The sequence below is a fragment of the Mesorhizobium sp. M1338 genome, from assembly GCF_040318045.1.
In the GTDB taxonomy this organism is placed as follows: Bacteria; Pseudomonadota; Alphaproteobacteria; order Rhizobiales; family Rhizobiaceae; genus Mesorhizobium.
In genome coordinates this window covers 14692-34305 of sequence record NZ_JAMYLL010000002.1, presented here as the reverse complement: position 1 = coordinate 34305, position 19614 = coordinate 14692, and the positions used below count along the sequence as shown (strand labels likewise).

Genomic DNA, 19614 nt, shown 5'->3' with positions numbered 1-19614 from the left:
CCCTTGTGGGAGAAGGTGTCGCCGTAGGCGACGGATGAGGGGTGTTCCAGGGAACACCAGCGTCTCATTCCGCTGGAACACCCCTCAACCGTCTCGGCGCTTCGCGCCGATCCACCTTCTCCCACAAGGGGAGAAGGGAAAAGCAAACGAGGACGGATGAATGGACATGCTGGACGAAGCGGCTGAGAAGCCGAAGGACGATGCCGATGTGCGGGTCGGCCGGCGCGTGCGGGCGCTGCGGCTCGAGCGCAAGCTGTCGCTGGCCGATCTTGCCGCCAGGGCAGGGGTGTCGATCGGGGCACTGAGCCAGATCGAGCGTGGCATGTCCTCGCTGCGCGTCAAGGTGATCTGGCCGCTCGCTGCCGCCCTCGACATCGAGCCGTCGGCGCTGATCGCCGACGGCAACGATGCCGCCAACGATCTCTATTGCGTGCGTGCCGACAAGCGGCGGCAGATCCCGGTCAAATCGGAAGGCATTGCCAAGGCGCTGCTGTCGCCGCCTGGCGCGACGCTGACCGGCATGCTGGTGACGGTGGAAGCCGGCGGCGGCACGGCCGAGGCCTATGCCCATGCCGGCCATGAGTTCGGCTTCGTCCTGTCGGGCGAGGTCGAACTGGTGGTGGATGCGACAAGATACGTGCTGAAGGCGGGCGACAGTTTTGCCTTCAAGAGCACGCTTTTGCACGCCTTCCGCAATCCGGGCGCCGAGCGTTGCCAGATTCTCTGGGTCAACACCACGAAGCCGTCCGAGGTTCGCGATGGCGCCTGATCCCCTCGTCCGGCTGCAGGCGGTCTCGAAAATCTTTCCCGGCGGCATCGTCGGGCTCGACGCCGTCGATCTCGACATTATCAGCGGCGAGTTCATCACGCTGCTCGGCCCGTCCGGCTGCGGCAAGACCACCAGCCTGCGCGTTATCGCCGGCTTCGAAAGCCCGTCGAGCGGCAAGGTGCTGCTCGATGGCCGCGACATCACGGCGCTGCGGCCCTACGACCGGCCGGTCAACACCGTGTTCCAGGACTACGCGCTGTTTCCGCACATGAACGTTGAAGAAAATGTCGGCTTCGGCCTGTCGCTGCGCAGGCTTTCAGGCAGCCAACAGGCAAAACGCGTCGGCGAAGCGCTCGACATGGTCGGCCTCGCCGACAAGATCGGCGCCCGCGTCTCCGAACTGTCGGGCGGCCAGCGCCAGCGTGTCGCGCTCGCCCGGGCCATTGTCTGTGAACCGCGCGTGCTGTTGCTCGACGAGCCGCTGTCGGCGCTCGACGCGCATCTGCGTGAGCAGATGCAGGTCGAACTAAAGCGGTTGCAGTCGCGGCTCGGCACCACCTTCGTCATGGTCACGCACGACCAGACCGAAGCGCTGTCGATCTCGGACCGCATCGTCGTCATGAACAAGGGCCGCATCGAGCAGATCGCACCGCCGGCCACACTCTACGACCGGCCAGCCACCACATTCGTCGCCAGCTTCATCGGCACGATGAACCTGCTGCGGTCGCGTTTCATCGGCCGCGACGGCGATCGCCTGCATTTCGTCGCCGGCGCTATGCCGCTGGAGGCCACGTCCGAAGCCGGCGACGCTCCCGCTGAAGGGGCCATGCGCACCGTCGGCGTGCGCCCGGAGGATCTCTTGGCGACGACCGAAGCCGCGGCCGGCACGGCGCCAGCACGCGTCAACAGCATCGTCTTTCACGGTCGCACGCTGCGCCTGCATGCCGAACTCGGGCAGGGCGCACCTGTTGTCGTCGACGCGCCGCGCCAGGCCGAGGGTTTTCAATTCAGCGTCGGCGACGTCGCGCATATCAGCCTGCGCCGTGGCGCCAACTGCCCCATGCTGCCGGGCTAGTTTCATCGACGATAACAACCGGAACACACGTTCGCGCCGTTCGGCGGCTACAAGCACTCAGGCCGCGGCCGCGAATATGCCGACCGGGCGATCCCCGATTTTCTCAAGGTCAAGGACATCATCGGCTACGGGACTTGGTAGGTTGAGGGCCAGGTTCGCGTCGGCGGTCGGCCTGGCCTATCTGGGATCCTCCTGCCGGTTGTGAACACATGGAATTAAGTATGGATTGACTGGCAAGGAATACATTCCTAGATCTGGCCGATGCCGGAACCCAGCAGCCGACCGCGCCGAAATGTGCAAACTCTGTGCCTAGCGCACGACGTCGGGCAACTCGTTCGTGTCCGATGCCGGAACTGCAACATCACTCGGCACTACCTGCCCGGCGACCTCGCAAAGCTGGTCGGTGACATCCCCTTTTGGGATGTGGAACGGCATATGCGGTGCGAACGCTGCAAACTACGCGAGCTTGACGCCGATATCATCCTTCCGAGTGCTGTCGAACGATTGAAAATTCGTGTCAGACGCCTTGTCGAAATCCGCGTGGTTCGCCGAGCGATTTGGCGAGACGAGGATTGAGGAAGGGGCTGATACGGCGATCCTGCAGCTTAGAAAAGAGATCCCTGGGCCGGAGCCTGCTGCGGGAACTTGATCTGTGTGGCTGGTTTCTCGACGATCACCAACGCGTCGTCGAGCGCTGTCCGCTGCAAATGCCGCGCGTCTGACCACGGCGCTGTCAGCCAAGCCTCGGTCTCTTCCGACGTCGTCAGGATCACGGGCATGGCCTTCTCGTGGATTGGCGCGATGAGCGCATTAGGCTTGGTTGTCATGAAGGCGTACAACTCGAAGTCAGCAGGACCATCCTTGACTTTCCGCACGCCATGCCAACGAGTCCAAAAACCAGCGAAGAAAAATAAAGGTCGGCTTTCATCACGGGCAAACCAATAATTGCGCTGGATTCCTGTTTCCGGGTCTTTGTCGTTCGGTGTAGGGCTGGGTTCCGCAAAGCTGGTCACCGGCACGACGCATCTATGCTCGATGCCAACAAACTGTTGCCAGTGAGAATATTGCGGATTGCGAACGTTTGTGGTGCCGTAGTCCGCCTTGCCCTTCATGCGTTCAGGCGGCGTTGGCAAACCCCAAAACAGTTTCGCCAGCTCACGCTCCCCGTCCGCCGTGTTGCGAACGACCGGGCCGGGCTGGTTGGGATAGATGTCCACGGAAGGCTCAAGGTTGCCGCTGATATCGCGCAGTGTGCGCGTCCATTGGCGGACCGCCTCTTGCGTCGTGGTGATGTTGTAGAGGTTGCACATTCACCTAGGATCGCGGAAATGGCTCGTGTCCGCAACCGAATGTGCGGGAGCCGGTCCGCGCGATATCATCCTGACATGGCTTGTCAGCTACCGAGCGGATGACGATGGCAGGCCAGCAAGCTGTTCCCTATTTGCAATTCGTCTGAACGGAGGAACACAAATGACCATTGCAGAAATTGCCAAGGACTTCACCGAGCTGCTCAAGCAGGGGAACAACGAAGCTGCGGCCGAGAAATACAATGCCGATGACATTGTCAGCCTCGAAGCCATGGAGGGGCCGATGGCCATCTCTCGTGGCAAGGAGGCTCTCAGGCAGAAGGGTCAGTGGTGGCAGGAGAACAACGAAGTGCATGGCGGCTCGGTCGAGGGGCCCTATGTCAACGGCGACCAGTTCGCGGTGCGCTTCAAGTTCGACATAACGCCCAAGGCTACCGGCGAGCGTGTCACCATGGATGAAGTTGGCCTGTACACGGTCAAGAATGGCAAGATTACCGAAGAGCGCTTCTATTACTGAGGCCGGAGCGGCTTTGGGGGCTTGCTCTCTTCGCTGCTGGGTAGAGATTAAGCGTGGCGGCCAAGACGACGTCTTGGTCGCCACGTGCGAGGTTCAGATCGTTTTAACATACTCCAAACCAGCCGCTCGTTCGGCACGATTTGGAGAAAGCAGCAATGGCCGTCGTTGACCTCATTGCCGTCCTGCGACTGCATGCGCGTCCGGAACAGCCCGCCGGGCACCGATGCGGCCGCTGGCAAAGTGCGGTGGGCGCCCTTAGTCTGCGATCAGATTCGAAGTCCGAAGGGCCACTGTTTTGACCATCACCATCTACGGCATCACCACCTGCGACACGGTCAAGAAGGCGCGCGTCTGGCTGGAGGCCCATGACGTTGCCTACCGGTTTCACGATTTCAGGGCAGAGGGGCTGGACGCCAAGCGCCTCGACGGCTGGGTTGGCAAGGTCGGCTGGGAAAAGCTGCTCAACAAGGCGAGCACCACGTTTCGCGAACTGGCGGACAAGGACAAGCAAGGGCTGGATGAAAAGAAGGCCAAGGCGCTGATGCTGGCCAAGCCGACCATGATCAAGCGGCCGGTGCTGGAGGTGGATGATCGGATTCTGGTGGGGTTCAAGGCTGATGTTTATCAGGCGGCGGTGGGGAAGTAGAGCGACACTCGCCCCGCCGCGTTCCTTCACGCCCCCCTCTGTCCTGCCGGACATCTCCCCCACGAGGGGGGAGATTGGATGTCGCGGCGCTTTCGCTAATTTTCAACGAAACGATACGAAGGGCGAAGGCGCCAAAGCTGCCAATCTCCCCCCGTGTGGGGGAGATGTCCGGCAGGACAGAGGGGGGCGCCGTCCCGCCGGCCTTCAGAAATTCCAGCCGCCTCACCCCCCGCGCAAATAGCCCGCCAGCGCCGCCGCGTTGTTGTGGGCCTCGTCATGCGCGCCATAGAGCAGCGTCACCTTGCCGTGGCGGAGCAGGCCGCGCAATTTGTCCACCGCATCTTCATTCCCGTCCAGCTCAACCCGGTACCGCTCCTGAAACTCAGCCCAGCGCGACGCCTCGTGGCCGAACCATTTGCGCAACTCGTCGCTCGGCGCGATCTCCTTCAGCCACAGCGTCAGCGCGGCGTCTTGCTTGCTGACACCGCGCGGCCAGATGCGGTCTACGAGAACCCGCTGCCCATCGTCGGGCGCGGGTGGCTCGTAGATCCGCTTGACCGCCAGATCGAAGGCCATCGGACCCTCCGTAAGCGGGTCAGGCCCACTCGCCCTTGCGCATGACAGGCACGCGGGCGCCGTCCTTGTGAACGCCGTCTATGTCGATCCTGTCCGAACCGATCATCCAGTCGATGTGGATGAAACTCTTGTTGCCGCCGCGCCGAGAGATCTCGTCCTGGCTGAGCGAGGCGCCGTCGACGAAGCACTTCGAATAGCACTGGCCGAGCGCGATGTGGCAGGCGGCGTTCTCGTCGAACAGCGTGTTGAAGAACAACAGGCCGCTCGCTGAGATCGGCGAGGAATGCGGCACCAGCGCCACCTCGCCGAGGCGGCGTGCGCCTTCATCGGTGTCGAGCACCTTCTTCAGCACGTCCTCGCCCTTTGATGCCTTGGCCTCGACGATCCTGCCCTCTTCGAAACGCACCGAGATCTCGTCGATCATCGTGCCCTGGTAGGACAGCGGCTTGGTCGAGGAGACATGACCCTCGACCCGCCTCGCATGCGGCGTGGTGAAGACCTCTTCGGTCGGGATGTTGGGGTTGCAGGTGACGCCGTTCTTGGCGGTCGAGGCGCCGCCCATCCATTCATGGCCGTCCGCCAGCCCGACGGTCAGGTCGGTGCCTGGCCCGGTGAAGTGCAGCGCATGGAAATTGTGGCCGTTGAGCCATTCCGTGCGGCCACGAAGTGCCGCATTGTGCGCCTTCCAGTTGCCGATCGGATCCTCGACGTCCACCCGCGATGCGGCGAAAATGGCGTCGGCGAGCTTTGCGACCGCAACATCGTCGGCGTCGCCGGGGAAAACCTGCCTGGCCCAGGCGAGGTCCGGATAGGCGACGATGTTCCAGTTGATGTCGAAGCCGGTGATCTTTTCCAGTGCCGGCTGATAGGCCATCGAATTGGCCTTGTTGGCGCGCGCCACTTTCGCCGGATCCTGTGCCGACAACAGCGACGGATCCTCGCCGCGCACGGCAAGCCTGGAAGCATTGTTGGCAAAGGCTTTCGCCATGCCTTCATAAAGCCAGCCGGCGGCGCGGTCGAAGCTCGCATCGGCGCCGAAGCGATAGCGCGCCAGCGTCATCTCGTCGTCGTTGAAGATAGGCGTCACCAACCCGGCGCCGGCCTTGTAGGCGTGTTCGACGATCCGCCTGGTCAGCGGCAGTGCCGCGATCGATGAAGTCAGCACCAGATCCTGCCCTGGCTGCAATTGCAGCCCGACCTTGATGGCGACCTCCGCCAGCCTGTCGAGCTTCACCGGGTCGATCGATGCGGAAACGCCGCGCGAATGTGTGGTCATGATCCTGCCTGTCGTAGTTTGATGTCCGACTCATCATAGAGCGGCGCCACGGTCGTTTCCACCGCGATCGCGCCGGCGGGTGCAGTGGTTGCCGACCCGAACTGCGCCATGGTCGCCTCGATCTCTTCCCTGATCCAGATCTTGAAATCCCGAACCTTGCGGCTTTCGGCCCTCGCGGACGAGGTCACCAGCCAATAGCCGAGGCCGCTCTGGGCGCGGATTCCGAACGGCGCCACCAGTCGCCCATCGGCGAGCGCATCGGCGGCGAGCAACTGCCAGCCCAGCATCACGCCATGGCCGGCAATCGCCGATTCCAGGCACAGCATCGGGTCGGTGAAACGCGCGCCCTTCAGGAAGGTGACCGGCGGAACACCGGCCGTCTCGAACCAGCTGTCCCAACTGATCATCGCCCGCTCGTCGGTGATCGCGCAGGTCTGGGCAAGATCCTCGATCGACTTCAGTTTTTTTGCGATCGCCGGCGCGCAGACCGGGAAGACTTCCTGCGCCAAGAGCAGTTCCGTCCGCCCGCCCGGCCACTTGCCGTCGCCAAGCCGGATGGCGATGTCGATGTCGGAATGATCGAGATCGGCCAGCCGCATCGAAGCGTCGATGCGCAAAAGCACGTTGGGATGCCGGGCGAAGTGACGCGACAGTCGCGGCAAAAGCCACTTCGAGGCAAAGGCCGGCGCCACCGAAACCACCAAGGTGCATTGCGTCGCCTCGTCGGCCAGCGCCACGGCCTGGGCAAGCTCGCGAAATCCTGCACCAAGGCGGGCCGCGAAGAGGGCGCCGAATTCGGTCAGCACGAGACCGCTCGCCGTTCGATCGAACAGCGTCTGGCCGAGCTGCTTCTCGGTGCGGCTTATCTGCTGGCTGACGGCACTGACGGACACGTTGAGTTCACCGGCGGCAGCCGCCAGGGATCCGAGACGGGCAACGGTTTCGACGGCGCGAAGGCCGTTGAGATGAACGCGGTTGAGCATGGTCATTTGAGATTTTCTAAACCGGTCCAGCCGAAATCTCAATTGAAAGACCCGTCGAAACGGCAGATTTTATGCAAGGGAAGACAGACCCCCGGAGCCAAAAATGCTAAGGATCTTGTCGTCGTCGCTGAAGGGGTTTTTCGCTGCAGGTTCCGCATATGAGCCCAGCCGGGAGAGCGAGGCGCTGAGGTGGCTGACCGATCCGCTTTCGCACCCCGTGCTGAACACCATGTCGGAGCGCGAACTTGGCGACGTGCCGTTCAGGCTGACGGCGCGGCGGACAGTGCATGAGACCGCTTCATTGCGAGCCGGTTTCGGTGGGCGCTGCTGAGCGGGCGCTAAGCGTTCCGGCTTGGGGAAAGTCGAGGCGAGGGTCGCACTGGCCTAACGAATGGCGGATTGTTTCGGCGACTCCTGCATTTATTGTGCAGTGCAATGACATCAGCCACCTCAACAGCGCTGCGTTTCACCTTCGCGGGCATGGTTGCCATGGCCGTCGCGATGGGCATCGGCCGCTTCGTCTACACGCCGATCCTGCCCGGCATGATGCAGGAACTGCATCTGTCGCCGGCCGATGCCGGATGGATCGCCTCCGCCAACTATCTCGGTTATCTCCTCGGCGCCTTAGCCGCGGCGGGCGGCTGGGCGCATGGGCGTGAGCGCCTGCTGATGCTGGTGGGGCTCGGCGCCAGTGCGGTCCTGGCCGAGTTGATGGGGCTGACCGATATGATGGCCGCCTTTCTCGTTGTCCGCTTTCTGGCCGGCCTGGCCAGCGCCTTCGTCATGGTGTTCATGGCCAGCATCGTTTTCAGCCATATCGCGGCTGCCGGTCGCGGCGACCTGCAGGCGTGGCATTTCGCCGGCGTCGGCCTCGGCATCGCAATCTCCGCGGCGATGATGGCGGTGCTCGTCACCGAACATGCCGGCTGGGCGGCGGGCTGGCTATGGTCGGCGGCAATCTCGGCTTGCGGTTTCGTACTCGTGGCGTTGATGGTCGACGAGGGTCCGCTCACCAATGGCGAAGTCGCCCGCGAGCCGGCACTGCGGATGGACCGGTCGTTGATCAAGGTCATCATTGCTTACGGCCTGTTCGGCTTCGGCTACGTGGTGACGGCGACGTTCCTGGTCGCCATCGTTCGGCAAGGCGGCGGCAGCCGGGTCTTCGAGACCATGGTGTGGATGGTCGCCGGCCTTGCCGGCTTTCCCTCGACCTGGCTCTGGCAGAAGATCGCCGCTCGGACCGGCCTCTATGCCGCCTATGCGCTGGCATGCATCATCGAAGTTGTCGGCGTCACCGCCAGCGTCGCCATCGGCGGACGTACCGGGCCGTTGCTCGGCGGCGTGCTGCTCGGCGGCACCTTCATAGCCATCACCGCATTTGGCCTCCAGGCCGCCAGACAGCTTGCACCGCGGGCGCCGCGGCGGATCTTTGCCCTGATGACGGCTGCGTTCGGCGTAGGCCAGATCATCGGCCCGATCGCCGCCGGGCTGCTGGCGCAAATGTCCGGCGATTTCTTCCTCGCCTCGATCGCCGCCGCCATCATGCTGGTCGTCTCCGGCGGCCTCACATGGTCGGCTGCGCCAAAATCGCCATGATTGTGGGGTTGCTCGGTGCAGGCATCGGGCACGGGCATTTTCTTTCCAGCTAATGTGTGACTTTATGCCCGCCGTAGTCAGCTGATTTGCGCCTAGATCGAGGAATTCCCCACAGTGTTCGTATCCTTTTTCCCGCAGCCGAAGCTTTTTTTCTCTTCGGCCGCCGTCTGGAGCCTTGCGGCGATCCTGTTCTGGTTTTTCGGTGGTGAACAATTGGGCGCGGTTTTCGGATTGCCACCCGCCATGGCCGGCGCGCCGCCCATTATCGGCATCGCCATTCTCATGTCGCCGCCGTTTCTATGGTTTTATCTCTATTTCGCGTTCTGCGTGGCCGTCTTCTATGCGTTCTGGAGCTGGTATTCGCCGCATCCATGGCAACGCTGGTCGATCCTGATGACCTCAGTCATCCTGTTCTTCATCTATTTCAATGTGCAGGTCAGTGTCGCCGTCAACGCCTGGTACGGGCCATTCTTCGACTACGTACAGGGACTGATGTCGGGGACCGGAAAGTCGACCAACGCCGAATTTTATATCGGATTGGCAGATTTTTCGTGGCTCGCGTTGATCGGCATGAACGTGCAGGTGGTCAATGCCTTCATCGTCAGCCACTGGATCTTCCGCTGGCGCACGGCGATGAATGATTATTTTGTCGAGAACTGGGGCAGGCTTCGACATATCGAGGGTGCTTCGCAGCGTATCCAGGAAGACACGATGCGGTTCTCGCAGATCATGGAGGATCTCGGCTCCAGCTTCGTCCAGTCGATCATGACCCTGATCGCATTCCTGCCGGTCATGATCCAGTTGCAGGCCCATATCACCGAGTTGCCGATTATCGGCGCGATCCCGCAGCCATTGGTGGTCGCGGCCCTTGCCTGGTGTCTGTTCGGAACGATCTCGGTCATGATTGCCGGCATGAAGCTTCCAGGACTGCAGTTCCGCAACCAGCGCGTCGAGGCCGCCTATCGCAAGGAACTCGTCTACGGCGAGGATCACGCGGACAGGGCCCAGCCAGCCACCACTGCCGAGCTGTTCGCGAACGTTCGTCACAATTATTTCAGGCTCTATTTCCACTACATCTATTTCAACGTCGTCCGTTACACCTACCTGCAGGCCGACAACATTTTCTCGCTGCTGATCCTGGGTCCGTCGCTGGTTGCACACAAGATAACGTTCGGCGCGCTGAACCAGATTTCGAATGCATTCGGTAAAGTGACCGGGTCGCTGCAGTTTCTGCTCACCTCCTGGTCGACAATCGTTGAGCTGCAATCGGTCCACAAACGCCTGCGCGCCTTCGAGGCGACCCTGCTCGGCGAGCCGCTGCCGGACATCGACCAGCGCTATCTGGCAAAACAGGGCGTTGAAGATCCGGCCTAAAGGCCAGGTTGGAAATCGAACCGGGTTGGCGGCTCAGCCGCCAACCGAAGCCTGCTTCTGGGCAGCGTCCTGGCGCGATACATAGTCGCGAAAACTGATGCACTCGACATCGGCCTTGACGCAGACCTCGCCGGCAAAGCGCTCCAGCGCGTTCCAGTAGGCGCCGTCATTCATCGGCGTGAAGTGGAAGCCGAGCTCAAGCGGAATGCGCTTATCCGCATACTGCTTGTCGAAGGCGGCGCGGAAGGCATCATAGGTGCGGTTCGCGAATTCGTCCGCCTTGCCTGGCCGCTCGAAGCCGCCGGAATGCCTGACATAGAGATTGTAATCCATGGCGATCACCGGCCGTGACTTCGGTCCCTCCGGAATCTGCGGCAGCGAAAACTGCATGATGCCGTTGCCGGCCATCGGCCGGGCCGGCCCCTGCGAGACGCCGCTGGCGTCGAACTGATAGCCGGCCGCCGGCAGAGCCTCGTAGAGGGCCTTGTTCGCCGACAGATACGGCGCGCGAAAACCGGCCACCGCATGCCGCGCGAAATCGCGCCAGCCCTCGGGTTCGGGCGCAATGCCGTTGATCGCATAGGCGTTCTCAAGAATGTGCTCGAACGAACTGAACTCTTTCAGCCAGTCGGCCTTGCTCCAGTCCTTGCCGTCGAAATGGCCGCAGCCATGGCTGGCGATATCGTGGCCTTCATGCGCGGCAAGGCCGATCTGTTCGAGCCGCTCGGTGACTTCCTGCTTCGAGGCGGCAAAGCCGATATTGGATTTGCCGGCGCTTTTGCCGGGTGCGTCGTATTGCTTGCGTGTCTCCGGCGACAGCAGGAAGACGCAGGAGAGGAAATAGGTGAAATGCGCGCCGGTACGCTGCGCCAGTGCCCGGCTGCGCTTCCACTGCGAAATGTCGCGGGCGCTGTCGAACGAGATGATGACGACCTGCTTGGGCTTTGCCGGCATTGGTGGCGCGGGCGGATCGGCCAAAGCCCCGCCGGCGGTGGCGAGCGAGGCGAGGGAAAACGCAACAACGCGGAACGGACGAAGCATAGGCAATCTGATCTGCACTCTTCTGATCTGCACTCTGGGGGACGTCTGGAAGCCGGCTATCCCCGAAATGTGGCGTGGGTGCGATTGGCCTTTTCGGCTGCTTGCCTCGGGAATAGGCGATTTTCCGGTTGAACCCCTTCCATGCCGACAAAATTTCGCTAAAACGCGGGCTGACAAAGGCCCGACCGGGCAGGAATGGTTTTGATCGATGTCCGACGACAGTTTTATCCGTGAAGTCAACGACGAGATGCGTCGCGACCAGGCGCAGGCGCTGTGGGACCGCTTCGGTCCCGCCTTGCTTGTCCTCGCGATCCTCGTGGTGCTCGGCACCGCCGCCTTCGTCGGTTATCGCTATTGGGACGAGACGCGCGCCAACCGCTCCGGCGATGCGTTCTCGCAGGCGCTGAAGCTTGCCAATGACGGCAAGAACGATGAAGCGCTGACCGCCCTCGATCAGTTGGAGAAGGATGGCTACGGCGCCTATCCGTTGCTCGCCCGCATGCGCGGCGCGACCGTCAAGGCCGACAAGGGCGACGTCGCCGCCGCCGTCAAGGATTTCGACGATGTCGCCGCCGACACCGCCATACCCCAAGGCATTCGCGACATGGCGCGCCTGCGGGCAGCACTCCTGCTTGTCGACCATGGCTCCTTCGCCGACGTCTCCAGCCGTGTCGAGGCGCTCACATCGGATACCAACACCTTGCGCCATACGGCGCGCGAGGCACTCGGCCTTTCTGCCTGGAAGGAAGGCAAGACCCAGGACGCGCTAAAGCTGTTCGACCAGATCGCCGCCGATGACGGCGCGCCGCGCAACACCCGCGAGCGTGCAACGTTGATGTCCGAACTGATCCGCGGGTCGGGCAGTGCGTCGTGACCTTCAAAGTCGCCATCATCGGCAGACCTAACGTCGGCAAATCGACTCTTTTCAACCGGCTGGTGGGAAGGAAGCTGGCGCTTGTCGACGACACGCCTGGCGTCACCCGCGACCGTCGCGTCCATGCCGCCAAGCTCTACGATCTGCATTTCGACGTCATCGACACCGCCGGCTTCGAGGATGCGGGCGCCTCGACCTTGCCCGGCCGCATGCGCGCGCAGACCGAGATCGCCATCCGCGAGGCCGACCTGATCTTCTTCACCATCGACGCCAAGTCCGGCCTGTTGCCTGACGACAGGACCTTTGCCGAGATCGTGCGCAAGTCCGGCAAGCCGGTGGTGCTGGTCGCCAACAAGGCCGAGGCGAAGGGCGCCCAGGGCGGCATGCTGGAGGCCTGGGAGCTCGGCCTTGGCGAGCCGATCCCGGTTTCGGCCGAACATGGCCAAGGTATGCCCGACCTGCGTGATGCCGTGATTGGCGCGCTCGGCGAAGCGCGTGCTTTCGGCGAAAATGAAGATGGCGAAGACGAAGAAGTCGCTGCCGGCGAGGTTCTGATCGGCGAGGATATCGCCGATCCTGATGCCGAGCACACCTACGACGACACCAAGCCGATGCGCATCGCCGTCGTCGGTCGTCCCAATGCCGGCAAGTCGACATTGATCAACGCGCTGATTGGCGAAGAGCGGCTGCTGACCGGACCGGAAGCCGGCATCACCCGCGATTCCATCTCCGTCGACTGGGACTGGCATGGCCGCCGCCTGAAACTGTTCGACACGGCCGGCATGCGCCGCAAGGCCAGGATCCACGAAAAGCTGGAAGTGATGTCGGTGCAGGATGGCCTGCGCGCCATCCGTTTCGCCGAGATCGTCATCATCGTACTCGATGCCACCATCCCCTTCGAGAAGCAGGATCTGCAGATCGCCGACCTGATCATCCGTGAAGGTCGTGCGCCGGTGATCGCCTTCAACAAATGGGACCTGATCGACCATCCCCAGGAGCTTCTGGCCGAACTGCGCGAGAAGACGGAGCGGCTTCTTCCGCAGGCGCGCGGCCTCCAGGCCGTACCCGTCTCGGCCGAGACCGGGCGCGGCCTCGACAAGCTGATGGATGCCGTCATCAGGACCCACAAGGTGTGGAACAGCCGCGTCTCGACCGGTAAGCTCAACCGCTGGCTGGAAGGCATCCTGGCGCATCATCCGCCGCCCGCCGTGGCCGGGCGCCGGCTGAAGGTCAAATACGTCACCCAGGCCAAGACCCGGCCACCGGGTTTCGTCGTTCAGTGCTCGCGGCCGGATGCGATGCCGCAATCCTATGTCCGCTATCTCTCCAACAGCCTGCGCGAAGCCTTCGACTTGCCCGGCGTGCCGATCCGCATTGCGCTGCGCACCTCGGACAACCCATTCGCTGGCCGGTCCAAGAAACGCAGCTGATTATCGGCGCCCCTTGGCGCACCATGATCACGCCACGTTGCGCAGGTCGCTGTCGCTGGCCCGCGCATTTTCGGGCAGTGCTTGCCGTGCTGCGTCCAGCAGGATATCGGCGAGGCGGGCCGCCACAGGCTCGGCTTCAGCGTCCTTGCGATGCAGGAACAACGCCATCTTGGGCAGCGCCGGCAATCCGGCGATCTCCGGCGTCATCGCGCTGACGCTGGTCGGCAGGCCGATGTCGGTGCGTATCGTCAACCCCAGCCCCGCCGCAACTGCTGCCCAGATGCCGCCAAGGCTCGGGCTGGAAAATGCCATCCGCCACGACAGGCCGGCGCGGTCGAGCGTTTCGGTTGCAACCGTGCGCAAAAGGCATGGCGCTTCCAGCGCCACCAGCGGCAGTGGCTCACTGTGGCGCAGGCTGGCCTCGATGCGCTTTGCCGGACCGATCCAGCGCATCTGCACATCGGCGACGTGTTCGCTGTAGGGCAGCGTCTCGCCGCTGTGCCAGGCGAGCGCGATGTCGAGACTGCCTGACACGATCCGTTCGGCAAGGTCGTGGCTGCGCGCGATCCTGGCTTCGATCTTGACCTTGGGATGGGCGCGGGCGAAGCGGCCGAGCACGTCGGGCAGCACCGCCTCGCCGAAATCCTCCTGCAGGCCGAGCCTTACCCAGCCCTCCAGTTCGACATCGTGGATAGCGGATGCCGCCTCGTCATTCAGTTCGATCAGCCGGCGCGCATAGCCGAGCATGGTCTCGCCCGCCTCGGTCAAGGCGAGGCCGCGCCCCGACTTGCGGAAGATCGGCGTCGCCGCCTGTTCTTCCAGTTTCTTCAATTGCGCACTGACCGCCGACGTCGACCGGCCAAGCCGATCGGCCGCCTTGGCGAAGCTGCCCAGCTCCATGCCGGTGACGAAACTGCGGAGGACGTCGAGGTCGAATGTTATGCGTCGCATATTTTTAGTCCTGTTTTTCAGGATAGTTGGTTTAAAACTTCCTGATTTTCAGGATCAAATTACGACGCTAGAGATAGACCGTCAAGGCTCAGGCCGCTGGCCAAGCACGGGAAATAAATCATGTCCGCCATCGTCGATTGCACCGACCGACAGCCGCCGGAACTCGGGGAAGATATGGCTGTCGGTTCCGTCGAGAGAACATTCAAGCCCAACCATCGCTGGAAGGTTCTGGGCATCGGCGTTGCCGCCAATGCCAGCTTCTCGGCCACTTTCTCCGGCATACCGGCAACGGCGGTCATGCTTCGCCAGGGGTATCATTTGGCCAATGCCGAGCTCGGCCTTGCACTCGGCCTTCTCGGGCTGGGGGTCGCGCTTAGCGAACTGCCATGGGGCCTGCTCACCGATCGCTGGGGTGATCGCCGCGTGCTTCTGGTCGGGCTTGGCGCCACGGCTGCGTGGCTCCTGGTCATGGCGATGCTGGTTGTGCCCACAAGGACTGGTGTTCCCGACGTCATGCTCTTGTCCGCGAGCCTGCTCATCACCGGACTGCTCGGCGGCAGCGTCAACGGTTCGAGCGGCCGCGCCATCATGGGCTGGTTTCGGGAAAACGAGCGCGGCTTTGCCATGAGCATCAGGCAGACGGCGGTGCCGCTCGGCGGCGGCCTTGGCGCGCTCGTCCTGCCCTCGCTTGCCCTGGCTTTCGGCTTTGCCGCGGTGTTCGGCGTCCTAGCGGCTGCATCGGCTCTCTCTGCCCTATTCGCCTGGCGCTGGCTGCACGAGCCGCCGACGGCGGGCGAAGGCCATCTCGTTTCGGCGGCTGCGGCCGGACCGGCGCCGCTGCGCAATCCGGACGTCTGGCGTATCGCCACCGCCATCGGCCTGCTCTGCTTTCCGCAGGTGGCCGTGCTCACCTTCGCCTCCGTGTTCCTGCACGACTTCGTTGGGCTGGGAACGGCAGCGATCAGCGCGAGCCTCGCCGCCGTGCAGGTCGGCGCCATGGTCATGCGCATCTGGAGCGGCCGCTTCACCGACCGCCACGGCAACCGCCGTCAGTTCCTTCGGTTGTGCAGTGCGCTCAGCGCGCTTGCCTTAGCCGTGCTTTGGCTGCTGGTTCTGGCCAGTTCCGCCATATCAGGCGGACAATTCTTGCTTATGGCGATCCTTCCCGCTGTGCTGATTGTCGCAGGCGTCTCAGTCTCCGCCTGGCACGGCGTTGCCTATACCGAGCTTGCCACGCTTGCCGGCGCCGGCCATGTCGGAACCGCGCTCAGCCTTGCCAACAGCTTCGTTTTCATAGGCTTCTTCCTGGTGCCGGTGGCCATTCCGGGGCTCTTGCACCTCTGGTCATGGTCCGGAGTCTGGCTATCCGCCGCCATCTGCGCACTGGTCGCCTGGCCGATCTTCCTGCGGCCGGCCTGAATGGCCCGCCGCAAAACCGCCCGACTTCCAAACCACGACCTCGAGCCGATCGGAAAAACCCGATCGAACCCGTTAACGTCCCATCAAGGTTAATGCATCATTTTGCTCTCCAGTGGGGTCTGTAGCGTTCCTGGAGAGAGTTCCGTGCATCGACGTGTGTTGAAGCGGCTTGTTGCCGCCGCCGGTGAGAGACGTGGCTTTCTGGCTCCGTTCGTCGTCGGCATCGGCATCTGGATCGGCTTTCCGACCGTCGCCGCCTATCAGGACATGACGAGCCTCGTTTCCGGCCTCGAAGCATCGAGCACCCGCTGGAATTCCTATGTCGAGAAATCCGTCGCCGGCTCGACCCATGCGGCCGAGATGCCCTTTGTCGATTCCGATGTCACCGGCTCCATCTCCGGATCGGGTGTCCACCTAGCCGGCATCGGCAACGTGTCTTTTCGCGGCAAGGGCGGCAAGGTCAGCGCCACGCCCGACGAGGATCGCGTCGTGCGCGCCGAGAAGAAGGGCCGCATCGTCCAGATGTCCCCCGTGGCACCGCCGAAGAACTTCAATGCCGGCTCGATCTTCGAGCGCACCTCCTCCTTGCTGCGGCCCAGCGTGGACAGCGGCCTGAAGATGGCTTTCGCCAAGCCGCGGATCAAAGGCAAGGAAATCCAGATAGCCGCCGCATTCCATGCGCGCGAGGACAAGAAGCCGGATCCCGGCGTGCCTGCCATGCTGGCGGCGCTGGTAAACAATGACCGTCCGGATGTGCTGGCGACAGCCTATGCGCAGTCCGAGCCCGACTATGCCCAGGCATCGCCCTTCGAAGCCCTGCTTCAGGACGAGCAGCCCAATGATGGCCGCTTCATTCCGCCGATGGTCAAGGGCGATCATTCGTGGATCCAGAACCCGTTGCCCGCCAGTGTCTTCTCCGAACCGGAACAGGCATGCCTCGCAAAGGGCGTCTATTTCGAAGCGAGGAGCGAATCCGTACGTGGTCAGGCCGCCGTCGCCCAGGTCATACTCAACCGCGTCCGCAACCCGACCTATCCGAATTCGATCTGCGGCGTCGTCTACCAGAACGACAGCTGGTTCAACCGTTGCCAGTTCTCTTTCGCCTGCGACGGCAGGAAGAAGCGCATCGACAGTCCTGTCGCCTACAAGACCGCGCAGGATATCGCCATGGCCGTCACCGCCGGCAAGATCTTCATCCCGGAAGTCGGATCGTCGACCCACTACTACGCCCAATATGTCCATCCCGGCTGGGCGCGCACGATGCAGAAGATGACCAAGATCGGTCTGCATATCTTCTATCGTACCTATGGCGGCGGCTGGAGCTGAGCGCGCAACAGTCGCTGATCCTTGGCGCGCCGCGCAGTCGATCGAAGAGCCATTGCCCGGGGGATTCGCGCCATGCATCCCCGTCATCGTGGCGGGCACGATGTCGCACCTTTCTAATCCATTGATTTTGCTGCCTAAAATACATGGCAATGAACTTCTGTCCGTGGCTTGACGGGCGCAAACCCTCTAACTATGTTGCCGGCGACTTTAGAAGCGGACGGACGGTGACGGTCTGACCGGGCAGGGGGGTTGCGATGGCCGACAAGAATGGGCCAGACGGAACCGGAGAAACCGGCCGCGGCAAGCAGCATGAACCCGGCATCCGCGACGACGACCTTGAGCGCCGCCGGCGCAACCTTGAAGCATCGCTCGCGACAAGGCGGCCGGATCGGCTTGAGGGGAAAGACGACGCGAAAGCGGGCAGTATGGCCGGTTATGGCCAGGCGCTCAAACTCTCCAGCGAGTTTATCGCCGGGGTGGTGGTGGGTGCCGGCATCGGCTGGATCATCGACCGTCTGGCGGGGACATCGCCTTGGGGTCTGATCGTGTTTCTGCTGCTTGGTTTTGGCGCCGGAGTGCTTAACGTCATGCGTTCCGCGGGCGTTGTGGCAGAATTCGGACAGGGCGATAAATCGCGCCGTGACCAGGACGACAAGAAATGACCGCGCTTCATGTGCGGTAATGGTAACGAGGCCGTACGCGGCATTGACGGGGTTTGAACGTGGCAGCTGACAAGGTCGATCCGATCCACCAGTTCCATATCAACAAGCTGATTCCGATCGACATCGGCGGCTACGATCTGTCTTTCACCAATTCGGCATTGTTCATGGTCGCGACCGTTGTTGTCGCGGCCGCGTTTCTGTTTCTCACGACGTCGAGCCGCAGCCTCGTTCCTGGCCGGCTTCAGTCGGTCTCAGAGATGGCCTACGAATTCGTCGGCAACATGTTGCGCGATGCCGCCGGCACGCAAGGCATGAAGTTCTTCCCTCTTGTGTTTTCGCTGTTCATGTTCGTGCTGGTCGCCAACCTACTTGGCCTGTTCCCGTATTTCTTCACCGTCACCAGCCACATCATCGTCACTTTCGGTCTGGCCATCCTGGTGATCGCGACCGTGGTCGTCTACGGCTTCATGAAGCATGGTTTTGGCTTCCTGAAGCTGTTCGTGCCGCATGGCGTGCCGGTGTTCCTGCTGCCGCTGGTGGTGCTGATCGAGGTGATCTCCTTCGTGTCGCGCCCGGTCAGCCTCTCGGTTCGTCTGTTCGCCAACATGCTCGCCGGCCACATCACGCTGAAGGTGTTCTCCGGGTTCGTCGTCAGCCTGAGCGCGCTCGGCGCGGTTGGCGTCGCCGGCTCGATCCTGCCGCTGGCCATGGCGGTGGCGCTGACGGCACTGGAATTGCTGGTCGCCTTCCTGCAGGCCTACGTCTTTGCCGTGTTGACCTGCATGTATCTCAACGACGCCCTGCACCCGGGGCACTGAGCAAAAGTTTCCGGCCCAAGAGTTTTCCAACATTGGCGCCGGATGATAGAGCAACGGAATTTTTAGATCCAAAGGAGTTGAACAAATGGACGCAGAAGCAGCAAAGTACATCGGCGCCGGCATCGCTTGCCTGGGCATGGGTGGCGCGGGCATTGGCCTCGGCAACATCTTCGGCAGCTACCTCGCGGGCGCGCTGCGCAACCCGTCGGCTGCCGATGGCCAATTCGGCCGTCTGATTTTCGGCTTCGCCGTGACCGAAGCGCTGGGCATCTTCTCGCTCCTGATCGCGCTTCTGGCCCTGTTCGGCTGAGTCCCTCTTTGGCTAAGCCATGAGAAGATTGGACAGGCCGGCCGCGCAAGCGGCGGGCCTGAATTTCGGGGATAGTCCATGTTCGTGACATCTGCCTTCGCGCAAGAGTCCGCGCCTGCCGCAACGGAAGGCGAGACGCATTCCGGCACCAGCGTGCCTGCCGAAGCGCACGGCACGTTTCCGCCATTCGATCCTGCGACGTTCCCGTCGCAGCTTCTGTGGCTGGCGATCACTTTCGGGCTGTTTTACCTCTTCCTGAAGCGGGTGGTGATGCCGCGCGTCGGGGGCATCATCGATGTCCGCAACGATCGCATCAGCCAGGATCTCGACCAGGCAGCCAAGTTGAAGGGCGAGGCCGACGCCGCTGTTGCTGCCTACGAGCAGGAACTGGCGGAAGCTAAGACCAAGGCCAACGCGATCGGCCAGCAGGCCAACGATGCGGCCAAGGCCGAGGCCGAGACCGCACGCAAGAAGGTCGAGGCGGCACTCGACGCGAAGCTTGGCGAGGCCGAGGCCCGCATTTCTTCCATCAAGGCCAATGCCATGAAGGAAGTCGGCAGCATCGCCGAGGATACCGCTTCGGCGATCGTCGAGGCCCTGGTCGGCGGCAAGGCCAGCAAGGCCGAGATCGCGGCCGCGGTCAAATCCGTGGCCAGGTGAGGAG

Annotated in this window: 22 protein-coding genes; 15 read left to right on the top strand and 7 right to left on the bottom strand. The window is 62.8% G+C overall.

The features are described 5' to 3' along the window. Positions 1–160 precede the first annotated feature (160 nt). Together NKH19_RS02155 and NKH19_RS02150 are read left to right on the top strand one after the other, a co-directional pair. Positions 161–769 carry a cupin domain-containing protein gene (locus NKH19_RS02155; RefSeq protein ID WP_352981623.1) on the top strand — a complete coding sequence of 203 codons (609 nt, stop codon included), beginning with the start codon at positions 161–163 and terminating at the stop codon, positions 767–769. Then, positions 759–1844: an ABC transporter ATP-binding protein gene (locus tag NKH19_RS02150; protein ID WP_352981621.1), complete on the top strand. Its 1086-nt coding sequence runs from the start codon at positions 759–761 to the stop codon at positions 1842–1844. The genes NKH19_RS02155 and NKH19_RS02150 overlap by 11 nt, the downstream gene beginning before the upstream one ends. Positions 1845–2449: 605 nt before the next feature. On the opposite strand, the gene NKH19_RS02145 is transcribed toward NKH19_RS02150, so the two are convergent. Further along, positions 2450–3154, bottom strand: coding sequence for an SOS response-associated peptidase (locus NKH19_RS02145; RefSeq protein WP_352981620.1), 705 nt, complete (start codon positions 3152–3154; stop codon positions 2450–2452). A gap of 160 nt (positions 3155–3314) precedes the next feature. On the opposite strand from NKH19_RS02145, the gene NKH19_RS02140 reads away from it, so the two are divergent. Beyond that, positions 3315–3668, top strand: coding sequence for a SnoaL-like domain-containing protein (locus tag NKH19_RS02140; protein ID WP_352981618.1), 354 nt, complete (start codon positions 3315–3317; stop codon positions 3666–3668). Positions 3669–3715: 47 nt separating this feature from the next. Here NKH19_RS02140 and NKH19_RS02135 read toward each other — a convergent pair whose 3' ends face one another. Beyond that, positions 3716–3889, bottom strand: a complete 174-nt coding sequence (locus NKH19_RS02135) for an SRPBCC domain-containing protein (RefSeq protein WP_352981866.1) — start codon at positions 3887–3889, stop codon at positions 3716–3718. 74 nt (positions 3890–3963) lie between these two features. On the opposite strand from NKH19_RS02135, the gene NKH19_RS02130 reads away from it, so the two are divergent. After that, positions 3964–4314: an ArsC family reductase gene (locus NKH19_RS02130; protein WP_352981616.1), complete on the top strand. Its 351-nt coding sequence runs from the start codon at positions 3964–3966 to the stop codon at positions 4312–4314. 222 nt (positions 4315–4536) lie between these two features. On the opposite strand, the gene NKH19_RS02125 is transcribed toward NKH19_RS02130, so the two are convergent. The 3 genes from NKH19_RS02125 to NKH19_RS02115 are packed head-to-tail and all read right to left on the bottom strand — an operon-like array spanning position 4537 to position 7155. Then, entirely contained in the window at positions 4537–4890 is a 354-nt protein-coding gene (locus tag NKH19_RS02125) for a DUF488 domain-containing protein (protein WP_352981614.1), read from the bottom strand. Positions 4891–4909: 19 nt separating this feature from the next. Continuing rightward, positions 4910–6166, bottom strand: a complete 1257-nt coding sequence (locus tag NKH19_RS02120; protein WP_352981613.1) for an aminopeptidase — start codon at positions 6164–6166, stop codon at positions 4910–4912. Further along, positions 6163–7155, bottom strand: a complete 993-nt coding sequence (locus NKH19_RS02115; RefSeq protein WP_352981611.1) for a LysR substrate-binding domain-containing protein — start codon at positions 7153–7155, stop codon at positions 6163–6165. Before NKH19_RS02115 ends, NKH19_RS02120 begins: the two co-directional genes overlap by 4 nt. Positions 7156–7252: 97 nt before the next feature. Here NKH19_RS02115 and NKH19_RS02110 point away from each other — a divergent pair, with 97 nt between their 5' ends. The 3 genes from NKH19_RS02110 (at position 7253) to sbmA (ending at position 10119) form a co-directional block, all read left to right on the top strand. Next, positions 7253–7480: a hypothetical protein gene (locus NKH19_RS02110; RefSeq protein WP_352981610.1), complete on the top strand. Its 228-nt coding sequence runs from the start codon at positions 7253–7255 to the stop codon at positions 7478–7480. A gap of 104 nt (positions 7481–7584) precedes the next feature. Next, entirely contained in the window at positions 7585–8745 is a 1161-nt protein-coding gene (locus NKH19_RS02105) for a YbfB/YjiJ family MFS transporter (RefSeq protein WP_352981608.1), read from the top strand. 114 nt (positions 8746–8859) lie between these two features. After that, positions 8860–10119 (top strand): peptide antibiotic transporter SbmA, encoded by a 1260-nt coding sequence (sbmA, locus tag NKH19_RS02100; RefSeq protein ID WP_352870385.1) that lies wholly within the window; start codon positions 8860–8862, stop codon positions 10117–10119. A 33-nt stretch (positions 10120–10152) separates the two neighbouring features. Here the strand turns inward: sbmA and NKH19_RS02095 are convergent, their stop codons facing one another. Continuing rightward, positions 10153–11160 (bottom strand): polysaccharide deacetylase family protein, encoded by a 1008-nt coding sequence (locus NKH19_RS02095; RefSeq protein ID WP_352981865.1) that lies wholly within the window; start codon positions 11158–11160, stop codon positions 10153–10155. A gap of 208 nt (positions 11161–11368) precedes the next feature. Here NKH19_RS02095 and NKH19_RS02090 point away from each other — a divergent pair, with 208 nt between their 5' ends. Together NKH19_RS02090 and der are read left to right on the top strand one after the other, a co-directional pair. Next, positions 11369–12034, top strand: a complete 666-nt coding sequence (locus tag NKH19_RS02090) for a tetratricopeptide repeat protein (RefSeq protein WP_352981607.1) — start codon at positions 11369–11371, stop codon at positions 12032–12034. Beyond that, on the top strand, positions 12031–13464 hold the full coding sequence (gene der, locus NKH19_RS02085; protein WP_352883386.1) for a ribosome biogenesis GTPase Der: 1434 nt from the start codon (positions 12031–12033) through the stop codon (positions 13462–13464). The genes NKH19_RS02090 and der overlap by 4 nt, the downstream gene beginning before the upstream one ends. Before the next feature lie 27 nt (positions 13465–13491). Here the strand turns inward: der and NKH19_RS02080 are convergent, their stop codons facing one another. Continuing rightward, positions 13492–14415 carry a LysR substrate-binding domain-containing protein gene (locus NKH19_RS02080; RefSeq protein WP_352981606.1) on the bottom strand — a complete coding sequence of 308 codons (924 nt, stop codon included), beginning with the start codon at positions 14413–14415 and terminating at the stop codon, positions 13492–13494. 120 nt (positions 14416–14535) lie between these two features. On the opposite strand from NKH19_RS02080, the gene NKH19_RS02075 reads away from it, so the two are divergent. The 6 genes from NKH19_RS02075 (at position 14536) to NKH19_RS02050 (ending at position 19610) form a co-directional block, all read left to right on the top strand. Continuing rightward, positions 14536–15834 carry an MFS transporter gene (locus NKH19_RS02075; protein ID WP_352981605.1) on the top strand — a complete coding sequence of 433 codons (1299 nt, stop codon included), beginning with the start codon at positions 14536–14538 and terminating at the stop codon, positions 15832–15834. A gap of 144 nt (positions 15835–15978) precedes the next feature. After that, entirely contained in the window at positions 15979–17160 is a 1182-nt protein-coding gene (locus NKH19_RS02070) for a cell wall hydrolase (protein WP_352981603.1), read from the top strand. 254 nt (positions 17161–17414) lie between these two features. Next, positions 17415–17822 (top strand): AtpZ/AtpI family protein, encoded by a 408-nt coding sequence (locus NKH19_RS02065; RefSeq protein WP_352870380.1) that lies wholly within the window; start codon positions 17415–17417, stop codon positions 17820–17822. A gap of 59 nt (positions 17823–17881) precedes the next feature. Continuing rightward, positions 17882–18640: a F0F1 ATP synthase subunit A gene (locus tag NKH19_RS02060; RefSeq protein ID WP_352487594.1), complete on the top strand. Its 759-nt coding sequence runs from the start codon at positions 17882–17884 to the stop codon at positions 18638–18640. A gap of 85 nt (positions 18641–18725) precedes the next feature. Continuing rightward, positions 18726–18950 carry a F0F1 ATP synthase subunit C gene (locus NKH19_RS02055; RefSeq protein WP_006206606.1) on the top strand — a complete coding sequence of 75 codons (225 nt, stop codon included), beginning with the start codon at positions 18726–18728 and terminating at the stop codon, positions 18948–18950. Positions 18951–19028: 78 nt separating this feature from the next. Next, positions 19029–19610, top strand: a complete 582-nt coding sequence (locus NKH19_RS02050; protein WP_352870378.1) for a F0F1 ATP synthase subunit B — start codon at positions 19029–19031, stop codon at positions 19608–19610. Positions 19611–19614: the final 4 nt, after the last annotated feature.

Excerpts from the sequence above, each read along its gene's own strand:
- NKH19_RS02095 (WP_352981865.1), bottom strand. The coding sequence starts at position 11,160 with ATGCTTCGTCCGTTCCGCGTTGTTGCGTTTTCCCTCGCCTCGCTCGCC.
- NKH19_RS02105 (WP_352981608.1), top strand. The coding sequence starts at position 7,585 with ATGACATCAGCCACCTCAACAGCGCTGCGTTTCACCTTCGCGGGCATG.
- NKH19_RS02150 (WP_352981621.1), top strand. The coding sequence starts at position 759 with ATGGCGCCTGATCCCCTCGTCCGGCTGCAGGCGGTCTCGAAAATCTTT.
- NKH19_RS02050 (WP_352870378.1), top strand. The coding sequence starts at position 19,029 with ATGTTCGTGACATCTGCCTTCGCGCAAGAGTCCGCGCCTGCCGCAACG.
- NKH19_RS02090 (WP_352981607.1), top strand. The coding sequence starts at position 11,369 with ATGTCCGACGACAGTTTTATCCGTGAAGTCAACGACGAGATGCGTCGC.
- NKH19_RS02140 (WP_352981618.1), top strand. The coding sequence starts at position 3,315 with ATGACCATTGCAGAAATTGCCAAGGACTTCACCGAGCTGCTCAAGCAG.
- NKH19_RS02145 (WP_352981620.1), bottom strand. The coding sequence starts at position 3,154 with ATGTGCAACCTCTACAACATCACCACGACGCAAGAGGCGGTCCGCCAA.
- NKH19_RS02125 (WP_352981614.1), bottom strand. The coding sequence starts at position 4,890 with ATGGCCTTCGATCTGGCGGTCAAGCGGATCTACGAGCCACCCGCGCCC.
- NKH19_RS02065 (WP_352870380.1), top strand. The coding sequence starts at position 17,415 with ATGGCCGACAAGAATGGGCCAGACGGAACCGGAGAAACCGGCCGCGGC.
- NKH19_RS02155 (WP_352981623.1), top strand. The coding sequence starts at position 161 with ATGGACATGCTGGACGAAGCGGCTGAGAAGCCGAAGGACGATGCCGAT.
- NKH19_RS02115 (WP_352981611.1), bottom strand. The coding sequence starts at position 7,155 with ATGACCATGCTCAACCGCGTTCATCTCAACGGCCTTCGCGCCGTCGAA.
- NKH19_RS02080 (WP_352981606.1), bottom strand. The coding sequence starts at position 14,415 with ATGCGACGCATAACATTCGACCTCGACGTCCTCCGCAGTTTCGTCACC.
- NKH19_RS02110 (WP_352981610.1), top strand. The coding sequence starts at position 7,253 with ATGCTAAGGATCTTGTCGTCGTCGCTGAAGGGGTTTTTCGCTGCAGGT.
- NKH19_RS02120 (WP_352981613.1), bottom strand. The coding sequence starts at position 6,166 with ATGACCACACATTCGCGCGGCGTTTCCGCATCGATCGACCCGGTGAAG.
- NKH19_RS02075 (WP_352981605.1), top strand. The coding sequence starts at position 14,536 with ATGTCCGCCATCGTCGATTGCACCGACCGACAGCCGCCGGAACTCGGG.
- NKH19_RS02055 (WP_006206606.1), top strand. The coding sequence starts at position 18,726 with ATGGACGCAGAAGCAGCAAAGTACATCGGCGCCGGCATCGCTTGCCTG.